The sequence below is a fragment of the Hallella sp. genome, assembly GCF_037460745.1.
In the GTDB taxonomy this organism is placed as follows: Bacteria; Bacteroidota; Bacteroidia; order Bacteroidales; family Bacteroidaceae; genus Prevotella; species Prevotella faecis.
In genome coordinates, this window is record NZ_JAXVAE010000145.1 from 1 (window position 1) to 17844 (window position 17844).

Annotated in this window: 18 protein-coding genes; 16 read left to right on the forward strand and 2 right to left on the reverse strand. The window is 45.9% G+C overall.

Annotation, left to right across the window (positions count from 1 at the left end):
- Positions 1–715 precede the first annotated feature (715 nt).
- Both WKK33_RS09830 and WKK33_RS09835 read right to left on the reverse strand, forming a co-directional pair.
- The gene (locus WKK33_RS09830; protein ID WP_337933649.1) at positions 716–1141 is read right to left on the reverse strand and encodes a PIN domain-containing protein; all 426 of its coding nucleotides are present in this window, start codon (positions 1139–1141) and stop codon (positions 716–718) included.
- Positions 1138–1404 (reverse strand): toxin-antitoxin system protein, encoded by a 267-nt coding sequence (locus WKK33_RS09835; protein ID WP_337469421.1) that lies wholly within the window; start codon positions 1402–1404, stop codon positions 1138–1140. Before WKK33_RS09835 ends, WKK33_RS09830 begins: the two co-directional genes overlap by 4 nt.
- 1051 nt (positions 1405–2455) lie before the next feature.
- Between WKK33_RS09835 and WKK33_RS09840 the strand changes: the two genes are divergently transcribed.
- From WKK33_RS09840 to WKK33_RS09915, 16 genes are all read left to right on the forward strand, one after another.
- The gene (locus tag WKK33_RS09840; protein WP_337933650.1) at positions 2456–3013 is read left to right on the forward strand and encodes a UpxY family transcription antiterminator; all 558 of its coding nucleotides are present in this window, start codon (positions 2456–2458) and stop codon (positions 3011–3013) included.
- 33 nt (positions 3014–3046) lie between these two features.
- Positions 3047–3322: a hypothetical protein gene (locus WKK33_RS09845; RefSeq protein WP_337569746.1), complete on the forward strand. Its 276-nt coding sequence runs from the start codon at positions 3047–3049 to the stop codon at positions 3320–3322.
- A 12-nt stretch (positions 3323–3334) separates the two neighbouring features.
- Positions 3335–4468 (forward strand): UDP-galactopyranose mutase, encoded by a 1134-nt coding sequence (glf, locus tag WKK33_RS09850; RefSeq protein ID WP_337569747.1) that lies wholly within the window; start codon positions 3335–3337, stop codon positions 4466–4468.
- Between the two features lie 88 nt (positions 4469–4556).
- Positions 4557–6050 (forward strand): lipopolysaccharide biosynthesis protein, encoded by a 1494-nt coding sequence (locus WKK33_RS09855; RefSeq protein ID WP_337569748.1) that lies wholly within the window; start codon positions 4557–4559, stop codon positions 6048–6050.
- Complete coding sequence (locus WKK33_RS09860) at positions 6031–7191, forward strand: Coenzyme F420 hydrogenase/dehydrogenase, beta subunit C-terminal domain (protein ID WP_337569750.1); 1161 nt, start codon at positions 6031–6033, stop codon at positions 7189–7191. Before WKK33_RS09855 ends, WKK33_RS09860 begins: the two co-directional genes overlap by 20 nt.
- Complete coding sequence (locus tag WKK33_RS09865) at positions 7188–8276, forward strand: polysaccharide pyruvyl transferase family protein (RefSeq protein WP_337933652.1); 1089 nt, start codon at positions 7188–7190, stop codon at positions 8274–8276. Before WKK33_RS09860 ends, WKK33_RS09865 begins: the two co-directional genes overlap by 4 nt.
- Before the next feature lie 18 nt (positions 8277–8294).
- Positions 8295–9188 carry a glycosyltransferase family 2 protein gene (locus WKK33_RS09870; protein ID WP_337569752.1) on the forward strand — a complete coding sequence of 298 codons (894 nt, stop codon included), beginning with the start codon at positions 8295–8297 and terminating at the stop codon, positions 9186–9188.
- 37 nt (positions 9189–9225) lie between these two features.
- Positions 9226–10200, forward strand: coding sequence for a glycosyltransferase family 2 protein (locus WKK33_RS09875; RefSeq protein WP_337569753.1), 975 nt, complete (start codon positions 9226–9228; stop codon positions 10198–10200).
- A 76-nt stretch (positions 10201–10276) separates the two neighbouring features.
- A complete protein-coding gene (locus WKK33_RS09880) occupies positions 10277–11029 on the forward strand; it encodes a glycosyltransferase (RefSeq protein ID WP_337569754.1) in 753 nt (250 codons plus the stop codon).
- 6 nt (positions 11030–11035) lie between these two features.
- A complete protein-coding gene (locus WKK33_RS09885; protein WP_337569755.1) occupies positions 11036–12112 on the forward strand; it encodes an EpsG family protein in 1077 nt (358 codons plus the stop codon).
- Positions 12113–12118: 6 nt separating this feature from the next.
- Positions 12119–13213 (forward strand): glycosyltransferase family 4 protein, encoded by a 1095-nt coding sequence (locus tag WKK33_RS09890; RefSeq protein ID WP_337569756.1) that lies wholly within the window; start codon positions 12119–12121, stop codon positions 13211–13213.
- Positions 13201–14079, forward strand: a complete 879-nt coding sequence (locus WKK33_RS09895) for a glycosyltransferase family A protein (RefSeq protein ID WP_337569757.1) — start codon at positions 13201–13203, stop codon at positions 14077–14079. The genes WKK33_RS09890 and WKK33_RS09895 overlap by 13 nt, the downstream gene beginning before the upstream one ends.
- Before the next feature lie 125 nt (positions 14080–14204).
- The gene (locus WKK33_RS09900) at positions 14205–15116 is read left to right on the forward strand and encodes a hypothetical protein (protein WP_337569758.1); all 912 of its coding nucleotides are present in this window, start codon (positions 14205–14207) and stop codon (positions 15114–15116) included.
- A 26-nt stretch (positions 15117–15142) separates the two neighbouring features.
- Positions 15143–15760, forward strand: coding sequence for a serine acetyltransferase (locus WKK33_RS09905; RefSeq protein WP_337569760.1), 618 nt, complete (start codon positions 15143–15145; stop codon positions 15758–15760).
- A gap of 38 nt (positions 15761–15798) precedes the next feature.
- A complete protein-coding gene (locus WKK33_RS09910) occupies positions 15799–16629 on the forward strand; it encodes a glycosyltransferase (RefSeq protein WP_337569761.1) in 831 nt (276 codons plus the stop codon).
- Positions 16629–17516 carry a glycosyltransferase gene (locus WKK33_RS09915; RefSeq protein WP_337933656.1) on the forward strand — a complete coding sequence of 296 codons (888 nt, stop codon included), beginning with the start codon at positions 16629–16631 and terminating at the stop codon, positions 17514–17516. Before WKK33_RS09910 ends, WKK33_RS09915 begins: the two co-directional genes overlap by 1 nt.
- Positions 17517–17844 lie beyond the last annotated feature (328 nt).

Here is a 17844-nt window from a genome sequence, read left to right on the forward strand (position 1 = left end):
CAGCATAAATTAAAAATAATGGTCAAAATATTTGGATTTTAACATAGAAAGCTCTCCGCCTGCGAAAAATCCGTGTCGATCTGCCGCGCCGACGGCGCGATCTGTGTTATTGACAAGCAGTCCGCATGGCATCTGTGCTTATCTGAGAGATCCGTGGGAGAATAAAAACATCCAGACTGTTCTTTAGCGCATTGCGCGCTTAGTTGTTGCCCACAGATCTCGCGGATTTCCACAGATTTTTCGCATACCAAGCAGGCCCCGTCATGTGGCATTCTCCCATGCATACAACTCTCCGCATGCGATAAAATTCGATCCGTTGCGCCGGCGGCGCATCAAAAACCAAGCAGTAGGACGCGGAGCAAGAGTAAAGAATCCGTGAAAAGACCGATCCGTGCGCATCGGTGAAATTACCTCACTTTGGTCAGTGTGCTTCGCACGTCATTCGTGAGATTTAAACACCGACGGTGTTTTTCTCTCAGTTGTTATTCGATAGATTCGTGAGATTCGTGTTCTTATTATTCAAAACACCGACGGTGTTTTTCACCCAATTGCCATTACCTCCCGTTGGTCGGTGGGGCTACGCCGAGTCTCGTGTTCCTTAAAATATCACCCCGCATGGCATCTGTGTTGCTCTGTGCCCTCTGTGGGAGCTCCCAAGCATCCCGCATGGCCATTCCTCACTCAACATTCGAAGGACCCATTCCGCATTATAAAACTACTCGCCTTTTTGCAGAAGCTTACATGCCCAATCTAAGGAAATCACCTCTATTTCGTTTTCCTCAAAGTCTTTCGTGTTTCTTGTTACAAGATAATCGGCGCTATTTCTTATTGCCACATGATATTGCACCCCGTCTTCAAAGTCTTTCCAGTTTGCGTCATAAGACTTGAATACGTCGGTTGATTCTACTGCGCACACCTCCATGAAGCCTCTGAGGAAATCCATCTTACGCCTAAAAGCCTCAATAGGCATTTTGCAACGATCAACACAAATATAATGAGTGGTGACGACCGACATTGAAGATACACAAATGCCCACCTTGCCTTCGAACGCATACGACATAATCATTGCGGCCGCAGGGTAGAAAGGTGGTCTTTCTAATAAGAAGTCTATAAGAACATTGGTGTCGAGAAAGAGTTTCATAGATGCTTCTCCGTTAAGGTATCCGACCATTCCTGCTTGTAATCTTCCGACAGGTTGTCAGGGCATTTAAACCCCGTCTCCAATGCTTTTATCGTTGGAGAGATATAATATTGCTCATTGGAGTCTGTTGCTTCCTGAACCTTAATGTTTTCCAACAACAATTTCATACCAGCCTTCAAAGCGTCAGCAATGCTAACGTTATGCAACTTCGCATACAAGGCCGCATCGTTATAAGTGCTATTGTCTAATGTTATTATTGCCATATTTTGATTGTTAAACGTTGGTCGTACTTATCTGAGGTGCAAGTTACGCTTTTTTCTTAAATCCACCAAAGAAAGGATGTAAATTCCTTCATTACGCACATAAAACATGTGCTTACGCCCCCACGCGCGCCGCATGGCATCTGTGTTGCTCCGTGCGATCTGTGGGCGAATTCTCCCATTTGCTTTTTCAAGCGCATTGGGCGCTTAGTTGTCTCCCACAGATCTCTCAGATTTGCACAGATGCATTTCACGTCCAGTCTGCGAAAGAATCCGTGCTCATCCGTCGCGCCGGCGGCGCATCAAAAACCAAGCAGTAGGACGCGGAGCAAGAGTAAAGAATCCGTGAAAAGACCGATCCGTGCGCATCATCGAAATCCGTGTTTTTTGATAAAAGCGCGCCGCATGGCATCTGTGTTGCTCCGTGGGATCTGTGGGAGACCCCAATCATCCCGCATGGCCATTCCCCATTCCGCATCCGAAGGAAACACTTAACAATCAACATCCCACATTATTAATATTCTCCTTTGCAATATCCGTTACACCCCTGTTATTTTTATGGAAAGTCAAAAATAATTAAGAGGATTCAGCGTTTTATTAAAAAAATCTTATATCTTTGCATAGGATAGGCTGCACTCGGCCATTAGAGAACAAGTTCTCATGGCTCTCGTTGGCACTATCCTTGCATAAGATAGGCTACGCTCGGCATAACATTCAAGTAAACTTGATGTTCTGCTCTTGCTTGCACTATCTTTGCATAGGATAGGCTGCACTCGGCCATCTGAGAACAAGTTCTCATGGCTCTCGTTGGCACTATCCATAAACGAAACGATGCACAAGGCCACGGCCTTTAGCCATCGTTAGGGGGACTTCAGGGCAATCTCAGTGTAGGTAAGGCTTGTTGTACCCTCTCGCTACTTCGTTCACATTAGACCTGTGTGAAGCTTCTGAAGGACAGTGCCTCCATGGACCCACTAATCGTGACATCCGTTTTCATGCAGCCGTGCCCACTCCGAGGTGCGGTGTCCCCCCGCTATTCTCTCAACTAAAGGCAATGCTCAACCAAGATCAAGTGCAGTGGTTCCCCATGCGAGTAACCTATGGCCGCCAACTCTCCGTGAAGGCATTCCTCGACGATGAGGGAGTGGAGAATTTCCTACCCATGAAAACGCAACTCAGCAAGCAGGGCCACCACATCGTGCGCAAGCGCGTGCCCGCCCTGTCAAACCTCATCTTCGTGCGCACCACCATGCGCCACCTCACCCACCTCAAGCAGACGCGCACCGGCGCCGAGCCCCTTCGTTACATGGTGCGTCGTGCGCTCCATCCCGACCAGGCCTCCGGCGAGGTCATCGTGGTGCCCGACCGCCAGATGGCCAATTTTCTCCTGGTGGCCGCCGGACCCGAGGATGAGTTCACCTACCTCGAGCCCGCCGAGATGAACGGCCACGAGCAGGGGCGCGTCAAGATCGTGTCGGGTCCGTTCCAAGGCGTCGAGGGCGTCGTCAAGCGCATCCACGGCAACAAGCAAGTGGTGGTGGAGCTCGAAGGGCTCGGTGGCGTCACCATCCATTTCGTTCCCAAAAACTTCATGATGCGCAGCGAGCCATAGCCCGCACCGCATTCCCAACCACCCCTATAGCCCATGACACGCGACGAACGCTGGAACCAGATGTGGGACGCCGTGATGCTCTTCCTCAAGGAGAACAAGCGGCGCCCGTCCAAGTACAAGCCCGAGGAGCACGACCTCCGCAACTGGGTGAAATACAATGTCAAGCGCATGCGCAGTGGGCAGATGCCCGCTAACCGCCTCGAGCGCATGCAGCAGCTGCTCGACGAGGGCGAACGCCTGCGACGCGTCAACCAGCACGTCTACACCCATCCCGAGACCCAAAGTCTCATCGACATACCTAACACCTAAACACCTCATACCATGGCGTATCCTTACGACTACCTCATCGTGGGCTCCGGCCTCTTCGGTGCCACCTTCGCCCACTTCGCCCATCAGCGAGGCGCCCGTTGCCTCGTCATCGACAAGCGACCGCACCTCGGCGGCAACGTCTATTGCCAGGATGTGGAGGGCATCCACGTCCACCAGTATGGCGCCCACATCTTCCACACCTCCAACAAGCGCGTGTGGGACTTCGTCAACAGCATCGTGCCCTTCAACCGATACACCAACTCGCCCGTGGCTAACTACCAAGGACGGCTCTACAACCTGCCGTTCAACATGAATACGTTCTACCAGATGTGGGGCGTGGTAACCCCCGAGGAGGCCGCCGCCAAGATCGAGGAGCAGCGCGCCGAGGCCCTGGCCAAGATGCGCGCCGAGGGAGCCACCGAGCCGCGCAACCTCGAGGAGCAGGCTCTCGCGCTCATCGGCCGCGACATCTACGAGCGCCTCATCAAGGGCTACACCGAGAAGCAGTGGGGGCGCCAGTGCACCGAGCTGCCCGCCTTCATCATCAAGCGACTGCCTGTGCGGTTGGTCTACGACAACAACTATTTCAACGACCTCTACCAAGGCATTCCCGTGGGAGGCTACAACCGCCTCATCGACGGACTGCTGGAGGGTGTCGACACCCGCACCAACACCGACTTCTTCGACGACCGCGCCCATTGGGAGCAGATGGCGCCAAAGATCGTCTACACCGGTCAGCTCGACGAGTTCTTCCAGTATCGTTACGGTCATCTCAACTTCCGCACCGTGCGCTTCGAGACCGAGGTGAAGCCCCAGCCCAACTACCAAGGCAACGCCGTGGTAAACTACACCGATGCCGCCGTGCCCTACACCCGCATCATCGAGCACAAACACTTCGAGCAGTTCGGCCAGCAGGTCTACGACAACCCCCACACCGTCATCAGCCGCGAGTACAGCACCGAGTGGCAGCCCGGCATGGAGCCCTACTATCCCGTCAACGACGAGGCCAACAACGCCCTGGCCGACCGCTACCGCGCCTTGGCCGCCACCCTCTCACCCTCCGTCATCTTCGGTGGCCGCCTCGCCGAATACAAATACTACGACATGGCCCCCATCATCGAAAAGGTCATGGGGATGTGGGAGTGAGTGATAATTATATCAAGTAACCCCAAATCATTTATAAGTTTTGACAGCAACCCACGACACCAAGCGCATCGCAAAAAACACGTTCATCATGTACATCCGCATGTTCGTGATGATGCTCATTGGGCTCTATACAAGCCGCGTCATATTGAATACGCTAGGAGTGGAGGATTATGGTGTGTATAATGTTGTTGGAGGAGTGGTAGCGATGTTTTCAATAATTAGTTCATCGTTATCGGGTAGTGTTAGCAGATTCTTGACATTTGAGATAGGAAGAGAAGATATGAGGCGTTTAAAAGAAATCTTCTCTACTTCTATCATTGTTCAGACAGCTATGGCTGTAGGAATTGTTGTGGTTATGGAATTTGTGGGTGTGTGGTTCTTAAATCACAAGATGAATATTCCACCTGGGCGCATGGTGTCTGCTAATTTTGTGTTGCAATGTTCGATAGTGTCGTTCGCACTTGGACTTATAAACACTCCGTTTAGTGCTTTGATAGTTGCTCATGAACGTTTTGGTATTTTTGCGTACCTCACTCTTTCTGACTCAATACTAAAACTATTAGTAGTTTATCTTCTTTATATTTCTCCTTTTGATAAGCTAAAGACGTATGCTACGTTATTGTTAGCCGTTACGGTACTTGTGCAGATTGTTTATTTTATATATTGTCGCAGACAATTTGAGGAATGTCGTTTTTCGTGGATTTACAAGAAAACAATGGTTAAGGAAATGGGCGGGTTTGCTGGATGGACATTTCTTGGAAATGGTTCTTATATATTGATGACCCAGGGTGTGAACATATTAATGAACTTATTTTTTGGCGTTGTTATTAACGCAGCGAGAGGTGTGGCGACGATAGTTGAAAACATTTTGACGCAATTTGTGAATAATTTCGTTACGGCGATAAATCCTCAAATTACAAAGTCGTATGCCTCGGGGGATAAGGAATACTTGGTCTCGTTAATTAATGTTGGCTCAAAGTTTTCTTATTTGTTGCTGTTTGCAATTGCTTTTCCTGTTTTCCTGGAAGCAGAGAACTTGCTTAAATTATGGCTTGTTACTGTTCCACCATTCACAGTTCTGTTTTTGCGTTTAACGATAATAAGCATATTGGTGACTGTGTTGTCGAACACAATGGTCACTGCTCTATTGGCAACAGGACAAATTAAAAGTTATCAGATTACGATAGGTGCTGTTTCGATGATGGTTCTTCCAGTATCGTATTTGCTGTACAAGATTGGGTTTCCAGCATATGTTTCATATGTTGTTCAAATTATAGTAATGCTTTATCAACTTTCTGTTAGATTGCATTTTCTGAAAAAGTATTTGGAGTTTAATATAAAAAAGTATTTGTCCGTTGTTGTGTTGAGGTTGTTGCTGATGACTGTGGTCTCCATTATGGCAGTGCCATTTATGAGCTTGTTGTTTACCCAAAACGGTTTATTGGCAGTTCTTATAAAATGCATATTAGCAGTTTTTGTCTCGTTGTTTGCATCTTATAGCTTGGCTTTAACCAAAGGTGAGCGAAATTATGTGAAATCGATTATAAGAACAAGGATGCTTCATGATAAAAATTCAAACTAAAGAGGATTGCTGCGGTTGTAGTGCATGTGTTTCAATATGTGCTCATGATGCTATAATTTTTGAAGAAGATGAATTGGGATTTTGTTATCCTCATGTGCAGTTGGATAAATGCACAGATTGCCATCTTTGCGAAAACGTATGCCCTATACTTAGAAATATGGATGACGATGCTCAAGAGAGTAGCGGCTTTGTCCAAAGGGCCTATGCGGCACATTCAAACGACAAATCGATTCATTTGAATTCTTCAAGTGGGGGCATATTCCTTACGATTTCACGTTATGTGATTGAACATGGCGGTGTGGTTTATGGTGCTCTATATGATGAAAATATGGCTGTAACCCATGGGCGTGCTTCAGATAACGTTGAAATAAAAGCGCTCTCCGGTTCTAAATACTCTCAAAGTACGACCTTGGGGGTGTTTAAGCAGGTTAAAGAAGATTTGAAAAGCGATAAATGGGTATTGTTTACAGGAACCCCATGCCAAGTGGACGGTTTGCGCTTGTTTTTAAAAAGAGACTATCCTAATCTCATATTAATTGATTTAATCTGTCATTCTGTTCCTTCTCCAAAGGTTTTTAAAGATTATCTGTCATTCGTTCGTTCTAAGGTTGGGAAAAAAGTTGTTGGCTTTAACATGCGGAGTAAGGAACATGGATGGGGCAACAATTCGATGAGACTATGTTTTGAGGACGGTTCGTCATGCAACAATAAACTGTCCAATCTTTGGAGTACGATATATTGGTCAGGATTGGTGTTACGTCCTTCATGTACTAAGTGTCAATATGCTAACTTAAATCGAAGAGGAGATATTACAATTGGTGATTTTTGGGGTGTTGAGAACCATTATCCCGAGCTTGTTGATAAAAGAGGTTTGTCACTTGTTTTTGTTAATTCCCCTAAAGGTGAACAAGTTTTCAATTCTCTGAAAGATCGTTTGAATGTTCATCAAGTTGAACAGGAAAAGTGCATGCAGCCAGCTTTGATGTATCCGGTAAAGGCCAATACGAGCCATCCAAATTTTCTTTTTTATTATTCTCATTTGCCATTTAGGTATGTTGCAATGCGTTATTGGGGATGGGGCTTCGTTAATACTTTCAGGTGGAAGGTATCAGATTTGATTCATAAATGTTTGGGAAGATGAAAATAGGAATACTTACATTTCACAATGCGTTGAATTATGGCGCTGTGTTGCAAGCATACGCTACCCAAGTGTTTTTTACGCAGTTGGGACATGATGTAACGATAATGAATTATAAAAATCGTTATATTGAGAACGTTTACAAGAAGCGTTTGGCATTCTCGTTCAACATTAAGGAATTGGTGGTTTCAGTTCTTGTATTTGTCTTTAATAATCTTAAAAAGCACGGTTATTCCAACTTTATAGAGAAGTATTTGCAGTTGTCAGAACCTATAGATGGTGATGAGAATCTCGTGAGCGGTTATGACCTAATTCTTGTTGGTAGTGATCAGGTGTGGAATCCGAAGCAAACAGATGGTTTTGACAAGATGTATTGGGGCGATTTTAAGCATGATGGTGTTTTGGCTTCATGGGCGGCCAGTTTTAGAGAAAATGCTTTTGAGAAAAACGATGGTGCTAAAATCAAAGAGTATTTAAAAAACTTTGATTCTATTAGTGTGCGAGAGCATCATTTGAAAACAATGCTTTCAAAGTTTACGGATAAGAACATTAGTGTGTTGCAAGATCCTACATTGATGTTGTGGAAGGATGATTGGGCTAAGGTGTGTTCTTCGAGACCCTCCAAAAAATATGTGCTGGTTTATGCCATGGTGGATGAAGCATTAGTGGTGGAAAAAGCCAAGTTACTTGCCATGGATAGAGGATTAGACTTAATCATATTGAATCCTTACACCAATGCTAAGGTCTCCAGTAACTATAAACAATATGCAAGTCCACAGGAGTTTGTGTCTTATATGAAAAATGCTGATGTCATAGTAACGTCTTCTTTCCATGGTACAGCGTTCTCTATCATTTTTGAAAAGGAGTTCTATTGTGTAATTAGAAAATTGAAAACAAATGTGCGTATAGAAGCCTTACTTGCTACATTGGGCCTACAAAACCGCATAATAGACGAAGAAACGATACATTTTGATAATAGTGATGTAGATTACGTTAAGGTAAATGCTATTCGAAGGCAGGAAATAGAAAAGAGCAAGAATTTCATAGGCGAAGTTTTAACGCAAGCCCGCTGTGTTTTCCATTCTTAAGTAAATAGTTTTAGAACCATGCTTAAGTATTCTATTATTATACCTGTTTACAACGCTGAGGCAACGCTGAATAAGTGTGTAGATTCTGTTCTGAAGCAGCAGTTTGCTGATTTTGAAGTGATCTTGGTGGACGATGGCAGTAAGGACGGATCGCTTCAGATTTGCGAAGAATACGCAAGGAAGGACAATCGTGTAACGGTCATCCATAAGGAAAATGGGGGCGTTAGCTCTGCTCGCAATCGCGGATTGGAGATAGCGAAAGGAACATGGGTGACATTTGTCGATTCTGACGATTATCTGGGTAATGAGTTTTTCCCGACTGAGGAGTTGGAAGCTGACATAGTCTTTGGTAGTTACTTTAATGTGATGGATGCACGTGAGGCTGGCGGATTTTCGTCGGAAGTGATGCATGGAACTACTTTGGGTGATGTTATTGCTTGTTACGGAAACGATACGATTCTTAGAGGTCCCTGCGCCAAATTGTTTCGGCGCGATCTCATCGGCAATATTCGCTTCCCAGAAGATATGAAGGTGGGAGAGGATACATGCTTTGTGTGGCAGTATCTTTCGCGTTGTCAAACCTATAGTCTCTTACCGAAAAGCACCTATTATGTCCGGCTGTCCGCTATGACTTCAGAGCAGAAATATGGAATGAAGGTCGACTATGCGGTTCAATCCTTAACCCGACTAAAGGCAGCATTCGAGCCTATGGCCGCCCATTTGGGCGTAAGGCGCAGCTTGTTTTTCTCATTTGTCGGCTATTTCAAATTGGTTTCGTCCGATGAATGGAAAAGGAATCGGGCTTTGTGGTATGGAAACCATTGCATTAAGGATTTCTATCGTTATGTGTGGCCAGACCTGAGCGTGATGCAGAGAGTGCGGCTCGCGATGGCCTTTCTTTTAAGAAAGTAGTCTGTTGATACGAAAAATCGATAACTTAGTTTTGAATATGCCAGCAATATCTATCATAGTTCCTATTTACAACATGGAGCATTTGATGCGTCGCTGCATCGACTCCTTGTTAGCCCAGACCTTCACCGATTATGAGTTGCTGCTCATCGATGATGGCTCCAAGGATGGTTCTTGGAGCATCTGTCAGGAATATGCGCGCAAAGACCCTCGGGTCAGCATTTATCATAAGGAGAATGGTGGTTTGAGCGATGCCCGCAATTATGGCTTGAGCAAGGCTACAGGAAAATACACGATTTTCGCAGATCCCGATGATTGGGTGAGTCCCGAAGGTTTGGATTGCCTCTATGCCACGGCTGAGCGTGAACAGGCCGACATGACGATGTGCGACCTCTACCGTGAGGATGAGTACAGTCGCCATTATGTATGTCAGCGTCCACAATCGCTACAAGCGGAAGATGTGCTTAAGGAATTGTTTGCCAACATACAGGGTTTTACCGTAAATAAGTTGATCCGTCGCGATGTGTACACACGGTTTGGCATCAGTTACCCCAAAGGAATTTACGGATGCGAAGACCAATACACCATGGCCGCGATTCTCTTGCACGATATTAAGATTGCTTACGAACCTGTGGCATTTTACCATTACATGTACAACAGTGCGTCGTTAACCCGTCACTATGATGAGCGTACTTACGAAATGGATATGCGTGTGCTCGAGATGTTCCGGACGTTGTTGGATGGCAATCCGACCCAACAATTGGCTGTTACCTATCAGGAGAATGCCGTATTCACTCGTGCTTTTTGGAATGGCCGTGACTATTATTCATCTGCCGCGTTTCAAAAGCGCTTTGCTTTTTTTAGAAATCGGGTAAACTCATTGGAAGAAATGGGGGTGATAAAGTTGTGTATGGCTGCAGCTTGCTGCGGCTGGTATCAACTATCTGTCAAGTTGGTATTCTTCCTGTTTGAAACGAAACAAGTTATTAAACGACTAAAGAGGTTACTGTTTTAAAGGACCGTTGAAAAACAAGATAAGCATGCATCGTTATTAGTATATAGAGAGCTTGTTGTTTTAAAATAAAAAGAGTATGATACCTAAGATAATTCATTATTGTTGGTTTGGCGGAAAACCGTTGCCCAAGAGTGCAGAGAAATGTATCGCTTCGTGGCGAAAGTTTCTGCCCGACTATGAGATAAAGGAGTGGAACGAACAGAATTTTGATGTCAATATCATTCCCTATACTGCGGAAGCTTATCAAGCACGGAAGTTTGCTTATGTGAGCGACTATGCCCGTTTTTGGGTGCTTTACCGCTATGGAGGTTTGTATTTTGATGTAGATGTGGAGATCATTAAGCCCATAGATGACATTGTAGCGCGCGGCCCGTTTATGGGATGCGAGACGGAAAGCGTCAGTGAGGCTGAGCCGAATTCTCTGGGGGTGGCCCCTGGTCTTGGCCTCGCAGTAGATCCCGGCAATGGTTTGATTAAAGAATTGCTCGATTGTTATGAGCAAATGGGCTTTGAGTCGGAAAACCAAAACCGTGCTGCAGGAATCTATAAGACGGTGGTTTCCTATACCACCGATCTTTTGGTGAGTCATGGATTGAAAAACACGCCCGAGATTCAGCTTGTTGATGGCATTTACATCTATCCCAAGGAGTATTTCAATCCATTGGAGCATATCAATCAGCTTCATATTACAGAAAACACACGTTCCATCCATTGGTATGATGGCACGTGGCAGCCGAAACGTTATCGGACGTTTAGACGTGTGGTGCGCTTGTTAGGTCCCAAGGTGTATTCTGCTTTTCTTGCTTTTAGAAAACTGATTTCCAAATAATCGTTCATGGAAGTTTATATTATTTTGGCGGCTTTTGCAGGATTGTTCGCTTGGGCAGAAAGTGGACAACGCAAAAAGAAAGACATGCGTATGTTCTATTCCGTTTTGCTGATATTCCTTCTTGTTGTGGGACTTAGATATTGGCATGGCGATTACGGAACCTACGAAATGGGTTACAACACAGACATAGACGTGGGTGGCGACGCCGGTTATTTTTGGTTGCAGAAAGTGTTCCATAAAATGGGCTTTAGTTTTCAGGCATTTGTGTTTCTGCTAACACTTGTTAGTGTTATCGCTTTTAAGCAAACTTTCCGTCTGGGCCCTTGGCCACTGTTTGGCATGGTCATGATTTTGGGAAAGATCTTCACCCTTTATGCCATGTCGGGTATCCGACAATATATGGCCATGGCCATTTGTTGGTGGGCGTTAAGCGAATTGCTGCTCAAGCAACGTAAGGTGACCTTTGTCGTTATGGTGGTGTTCGCCTACACGTTGCATGGTAGTGCCCTTGTGTTTTTGCCAGTTCTTGCCTTTCGGGATGTAACGTTTACTTATAAAAAGGCTGCGTTCCTTTTGTTGTTGGCAATCGTAGTGGGCGCATATTCCATGACGTTCCTTGCGAGTGCATCGAAAGCCAGTGATTTTGTTAATGACCGATTAGGAGAATATGTAATTGAATCACAAGAAGTTGAAGGTCAGTCTATGAACCTGTTGAACTATGTAGAGAACTTTGTGTTCCTAATAATGGCTGTTTGGGTTCGTAAACGTGCCATAGTGAAGGTGCCATACTACGACTTCTTCCTTTTTATGTTTGTGGCTTATTGCGGTTTCTTAATAGTAGGAAGCGATGTGGGTATCGTGAAACGCCTGCGCGATTATTACGCCATCGCTTACGCTTTCTTGGTCCCTGCCTTTATTTATGCGTTTAGAAGTATTAGATTGCAGCGTTATTGCAAGGGAGTTATGATCGCATATTTCATATTTCTGATGTTCCGTTCCCTCGCTGTTTATGATAGTGGTATCTCCGAAGGGGCTTATGGACGTATGGTCCCCTACCATAGTATCTTCCAAAAAGAAAACTAATTGAGCATGAAACTTCTGATTGTAGTTTCCCATCTTCGTCGTGGTGGCCTTGTGGAGGTGGTGTATAACCTGTGCCAAAGGCTGGTGAACGAAAAGAATATCCAACTTACGGTGTTGTCGCTGAGGAAGGAACCGGCTGAGAGCAGAATTGAAATGTTCCGAGCGCTTGGCATTGAAGTGTTGAGTCTCAACAATTCCTATTTTGCATGCGAGTTGCGTTCGTCATTAGTAAGGGTGCGGGTTCAGCAGATTGTGAATCGGTATCAAATTGACGTGGTTCATTGTCACGGTTACCATCCTGCACTTGCGTGTTCAGGTCTTGTAGGTGTGAAGAAGATGACAACGCTACACGACCGGGCTACTGAGGATTTCATCAATGCCTTTGGTCCTTTCTTGGGACGATACATGCTTTATCGGTATTTCCATGCTTTGGCAGACTTTGATTTGAATGTGGCGGTCTCGGAAAGTGGAGCAGAGTTGTATCGCCAATTCTTGGATAACGTCGACTACGTGAACAACGGCATTGATACGGAGAAGTTTGGCTTGTTGGCTGATTCAGAGCGAGCAGCAAAACGGAAGCGATTGCAGTTGCCTGAGGATATGACCTTGTTTGTTACATCGGGACGAGTGGAACGTGAAAAGCGCTGTGAGGAATTGGTGGAATTCTTTGCCAAAAAGTTCCAAAACAAACAGGTGGGGTTGCTCGTCTTAGGCGACGGCTCTCGGTTGGAGAGCTGCCGACAGATCGCGAAGAATTGCCCGAACATTATCTTCACAGGGCGCATCTCCAATGTGGCAGACTACCTCCAATGCGCTGATTATTATGTCAGTTACTCGAAAAGCGAGGGCATGAGCATGGCTGTTTGCGAGGCGATAGCTTGTGGATTGTTTCCTGTTTTGTCAGACATTCCTTCACATATAGATGTGGCCAAGCCCATAGGTGGTCTGTTGTTCAAAAGGATTGAGGACGTAGATGTAAATGCTGTCCTTTCAAAGAGAATTGATAAAAAAGAATTGCATGAGTATATTGATGCCCATTTCTCAATGGTTTCAATGACGCATGGCTACACGAACATATACAGAAGATTATGTGCAGAATAACTGTCTTTACTCCTACGTATAACAGAGCGTATGCTTTGCCCCATTTGTATGAGACGTTGCAGGCGCAGACTTTCCGCGATTTTGAATGGCTCATTGTTGATGATGGCAGTAGTGATAATACCGAGGAATTGATTCAAAGCTGGATAAATGACGCTCGTCTACCCATTAGATACATTAAAACTCCGAATGGGGGGAAACACAGGGCTATCAATAAGGGATTGGCGTTAGCTAAGGGCGAATTGTTCTTCATTGTGGATAGCGACGATTGGTTGCCAATAGACAGTTTGTATTGGATTAATTATCATTATCAGGAAATTAAAGACGATGACAGTTTTGTTGGTGTTGGCGCTTCAAGATGTTATCCTGATGGCAAAATTATAGGCGACAAGGTGCCTTATGATATTATCGACACAGATGTGGTTTCTTTTAGGGAAACGTTCAAAATTTATGGAGACATGGCCGAGGCTTGGAAAACCAAGGTCCTGAGTTTGTATCCTTTTCCTGAGTTCCCTGGAGAGATGTTCTTGACTGAAGCGGTTGTCTGGAATCGTATGGCGAAAAAGTATAAACTCAGGTATTTCAATAAAGCTATTTATACTTGTGAATACCTTCAGGATGGATTGACAAGTCATATCAGAAGACATCATCGTAATTCACCTCAGGGTACCATGCTCTTTTATTCAGAATTGGTAAGGGATAAACGTTTTAGTTGGGTTAGTCGAATGAAAGCTGCTGCTAATTATTGGCGCTATACCGTGCTGTGTCATTGCAAAAGGCCTTCGGTGCCATTATGGGTGAAGCTCTTTTATGTGCTTGGTTTTTTGTTTATGTGCAAGGATCTGTTAAATGAAAAAGTAAATAGATAATCTAATAGCTTTTACCCTTGTTATTTGAAAGTCTCTTAAAGCTCATTAGCATAGGAGTAAGATATATAAAAAGTAGCCATTTGATATGGTGCAACGGATTACTGTAAAAGTAAGGGGATAATATCATGAATCGTTTCATTCAGAAAACAAAAACTAGAATTGGGCAAATGGATTTGCTCTCTGATATGTGGAATATTGGGTTTATAACAGAGGATATTGCTGATGTTGTCAAGTCTGATAAATTGCATATCCATTGGTTGAAGCACAATTATACCGATCGTTGGTTTGCTGATCCATTCCTGTTGGAAGTAACAGAAAAGCAAATAATAGTTTTGGTAGAGGAATTCTGCTATAAGATTCGCAAGGGAAGAATTGCACGTCTTGTGATTAGTCGTCCAGATTATGTGCTTCAAGATATGAAGATAGTCTTGGAAATGCCTTATCATCTTTCATTTCCTGTGATTTGCCAAAAAGATGACGAAACATTTGTAATGCCCGAGTGTGCTCTTTCTGGCGAGCTAAATCTCTACAAGTATAATCCTAAGACGATTATGCTTGAGAAGGTAAGCGAAGTTGGACATTTGCCATTGTCTGATGCAACAATCGTTACGTTTAAAAGTGGAGAAAAGTATATTTTCAGCACGGAGTTCCCCAATCCGAACGGAAATGTTTTGCAGGTTTATCCTTTTGATGGTAATGCAATGACGATTCAGCCAAAGCCTGTTGCAGAGATTTCTTTTCCCAGTAATATTGCTCGTAATGCTGGTGACACATTTTATATTGGTGATGATATGTATCGTCCAGCGCAGGATTGTAACAAGTGCTATGGTAATGGCATAAATATCCAGAAGGTAACGAAAGATGGTCAGTTTTTTTCTTTTGAAACGGTTAAAAGTTTCCATTCTGACAATCCTAATTATAGCTTGGGTTATCATACATTGAACATGAAAGATGGCTTGATCGTGGTAGATGGTCATCGATTTCGTTATCCCCGAACAGTAAAATTGTTGCAGGCGATATCTCGCTTACTTCGATAATTGTTAAAGAACACATCGATATTATCATGAAGTATTATCGCGACCTATCAATTAAAATTGTGGTACCAATTCCAGAAGATTATCACGACTGTTTGCGTCTCATTAAAAGTGACTATTATAGAATTCGTGGTAAGGAAGGCAATCTCTTCCAAATGTACTCTCTTGCATTGGAAGATCCGACGTTTATGTTTCTTTTCTGGCATCGCTTGTCTCAAGTAAAAGGGTTATTGTGGTTGTATGCAAAGTTTCGGCATCGCCAATTGATGTATAAATACGGCCTTATGATAGCGTCCTCTACAAAAATAGGATATGGTTTAACGATTTCTCATCCCCATGGAGTAATTATTAATCATACAGCGGTTATTGGGAATAATGTAAACTTAAGTCATTTTTCGACTATTGGGTCAAACGAAATACGAGCTGCTGTGATAGGGGATAATGTGTATATTGGCCCATCGGTCTCAATAATCGAAAATGTTCATATTGGAAGTAATGCGACGATTGGTGCAGGCTCTATCGTTACGAAGGATGTAAAAGCCGGTGCCGTCGTTGTAGGCAATCCTGCTCGTGAAATTAATGCTAAAGTTTGGCCTGGCAAGTACATTAATAATAGATACCCATTGCCGAAAGAATGCCAATTTTAGTGTAAACAATAATTTGGATGTTAGGGAAAGATAATAATATGAATAAGGGCCTGCGGTTTAGCGTGGCCATGTCGATCTATAAGAATGACGACCCGGGATATTTAAGGACCGCCATTCGTAGTACGTATGAACAGACGTTGCCGCCGGCGGAGGTGGTGATGGTGGGCGACGGTCCGTTGCCCGAGGTGTTGCTGGCGGTGGTGTGCGAGCTGGAAAGCACATACCCTTCGTTGCGGTTCCTGCCACAGGAGGTGAACCGTGGGTTGGGTGAGGCGCTGCGCATCGCATGCGAGAACTGCCAGTACGACTATATCGCACGCATGGACTCGGACGACATTTGCATGCCCGACCGCTTCGAGAAGCAGATGCGCGTGTTTGCCGACGATCCCGAGGTGGGAATGGTGGGCGGCATGATCACCGAGTTTGTAGGCGACCCGACAAACATCGTGGACCGCCGTATGTTGCCGCTCGACAACGCCGGCATCTACAAGATGATGCGTACGCGATGTGGCGTGAACCACGTGACGGTGATCTTGCGAAAGGCCGACCTCATGGCGGCGGGCAACTATAGCGGTCGGTTCCGGCAGGAGGACTTCTACCTCTGGGCGCGACTGATGAAGAACCACGTGAAGATACGCAACATTGAGGATGTGGTGGTGAATGTGCGGTCGGGAGCCGACCAGTTTGCACGACGTGGCGGACTGACCTATTTCCGTGAGCACATGAAGGTGTTTCGCTATATGTACGACGAGCACCTGATTTCCTTGCCCTACTTGCTCATCAACTATGGCTTGCGGTTTGCGCAAGTGGCGTTTCCCACCCGACTGAGAACGTGGGTGTACCAAAACTTGCTACGTAGCAGTCATTGATGGCCGACGACCGCGCCCTTCCCGCCTTTACCGTTTTCACCATTACCTATCAGCGAACGGCTGAACTGGGAAGGCTCTTTGCGTCGCTATGTAGGCAGACGTGCAAGGATTTTGTGTGGCTCATCGTGTCGGATGAGACGAACGACGCTACCCGACAGGCTGTGGACCAATGGCGAGGGCTGGCGGACTTCGACATCTGCTATGTGGAGCTGGCGCATGGGGGCAAGACGCGTGCCATGCGTGAGGGATTCCGCCATGTGCGAACGCCCCTGATGATCGACATTGATGACGACGACGAGTTGGTGCCGCATTGCGTGGCGGTGTTCAAGGAGGCGTGGCAAGCGGTGGAGCGCCAAGGGCGTGCCGACATCGGCATGATCAACGCCCTGTCGGTCGACGACGAGGGGCGAGTGGTGGGCCGCGTGGCCGCCCAGTCGGGTTGCGAGGACTCCGACTATATCACGATGGAGTGGACGCGAGGTTGCGCCGCCGAGTACATCATATCGCGAAGGACGGCAACGGTGGCCGACGCCGCCTTGTTCGACGACCGTGGCACGTGGCTGGCCGACCAAGTGGTGAACGTGCGCGAGAGCGTTTATTGGAACCGATTGGCCCGCAGGTGGAACACGCGGTATCTCTACCAGCCGTTGCGCATTTACCACACGGCAGGGGCGTCGCGCCTCTCCGCACAACGCTTTGACCGACAGAAATGCTTTGACTATGCGTTCTCCAACTACGTGATGTTGCGTGAGCTGCGGGGGCGTTGGCACGAGAACCGCCGCACTACGCTGAAATATATGGCCGAATGGGTCTACTGCGTGCTTCGCGCACCATCGATCCTCGTCTCTCTGTTCGCCCGCAGAGAACACAGAAGCCATGCAGGGTGATTTTATCAAAAACACGGATTTCACGATGCGCACGGATCGGTCTTTTCACGGATCCTTTACTCTTGCTCCGCGTCCTACTGCTTGGTCTTTGATGCGCCCCGGCGCAACGGATGAGCACGGATCTATCGCAGACTGGACGTGAAATGCATCTGTGCAAATCTGAGAGATCTGTGGGAGACAACTAAGCGCCCTATGCGCTTGAAAAAGCAAATGAGAGAATTCGCCCACAGATCGCAGAGCCACATAGATGCCGTTCGGGTTGCTTTATCAAAAAACACGGATATCACTCTAAGTTTGCAGAAGAATGCGACGCAGTCGCATAAATGTT

Excerpts from the sequence above, each read along its gene's own strand:
- WKK33_RS09830 (WP_337933649.1), bottom strand. The coding sequence starts at position 1,141 with ATGAAACTCTTTCTCGACACCAATGTTCTTATAGACTTCTTATTAGAA.
- WKK33_RS09835 (WP_337469421.1), bottom strand. The coding sequence starts at position 1,404 with ATGGCAATAATAACATTAGACAATAGCACTTATAACGATGCGGCCTTG.
- WKK33_RS09840 (WP_337933650.1), top strand. The coding sequence starts at position 2,456 with ATGCTCAACCAAGATCAAGTGCAGTGGTTCCCCATGCGAGTAACCTAT.
- WKK33_RS09845 (WP_337569746.1), top strand. The coding sequence starts at position 3,047 with ATGACACGCGACGAACGCTGGAACCAGATGTGGGACGCCGTGATGCTC.
- glf (WP_337569747.1), top strand. The coding sequence starts at position 3,335 with ATGGCGTATCCTTACGACTACCTCATCGTGGGCTCCGGCCTCTTCGGT.
- WKK33_RS09855 (WP_337569748.1), top strand. The coding sequence starts at position 4,557 with ATGTACATCCGCATGTTCGTGATGATGCTCATTGGGCTCTATACAAGC.
- WKK33_RS09860 (WP_337569750.1), top strand. The coding sequence starts at position 6,031 with ATGATAAAAATTCAAACTAAAGAGGATTGCTGCGGTTGTAGTGCATGT.
- WKK33_RS09865 (WP_337933652.1), top strand. The coding sequence starts at position 7,188 with ATGAAAATAGGAATACTTACATTTCACAATGCGTTGAATTATGGCGCT.
- WKK33_RS09870 (WP_337569752.1), top strand. The coding sequence starts at position 8,295 with ATGCTTAAGTATTCTATTATTATACCTGTTTACAACGCTGAGGCAACG.
- WKK33_RS09875 (WP_337569753.1), top strand. The coding sequence starts at position 9,226 with ATGCCAGCAATATCTATCATAGTTCCTATTTACAACATGGAGCATTTG.
- WKK33_RS09880 (WP_337569754.1), top strand. The coding sequence starts at position 10,277 with ATGATACCTAAGATAATTCATTATTGTTGGTTTGGCGGAAAACCGTTG.
- WKK33_RS09885 (WP_337569755.1), top strand. The coding sequence starts at position 11,036 with ATGGAAGTTTATATTATTTTGGCGGCTTTTGCAGGATTGTTCGCTTGG.
- WKK33_RS09890 (WP_337569756.1), top strand. The coding sequence starts at position 12,119 with ATGAAACTTCTGATTGTAGTTTCCCATCTTCGTCGTGGTGGCCTTGTG.
- WKK33_RS09895 (WP_337569757.1), top strand. The coding sequence starts at position 13,201 with ATGTGCAGAATAACTGTCTTTACTCCTACGTATAACAGAGCGTATGCT.
- WKK33_RS09900 (WP_337569758.1), top strand. The coding sequence starts at position 14,205 with ATGAATCGTTTCATTCAGAAAACAAAAACTAGAATTGGGCAAATGGAT.
- WKK33_RS09905 (WP_337569760.1), top strand. The coding sequence starts at position 15,143 with ATGAAGTATTATCGCGACCTATCAATTAAAATTGTGGTACCAATTCCA.
- WKK33_RS09910 (WP_337569761.1), top strand. The coding sequence starts at position 15,799 with ATGAATAAGGGCCTGCGGTTTAGCGTGGCCATGTCGATCTATAAGAAT.
- WKK33_RS09915 (WP_337933656.1), top strand. The coding sequence starts at position 16,629 with ATGGCCGACGACCGCGCCCTTCCCGCCTTTACCGTTTTCACCATTACC.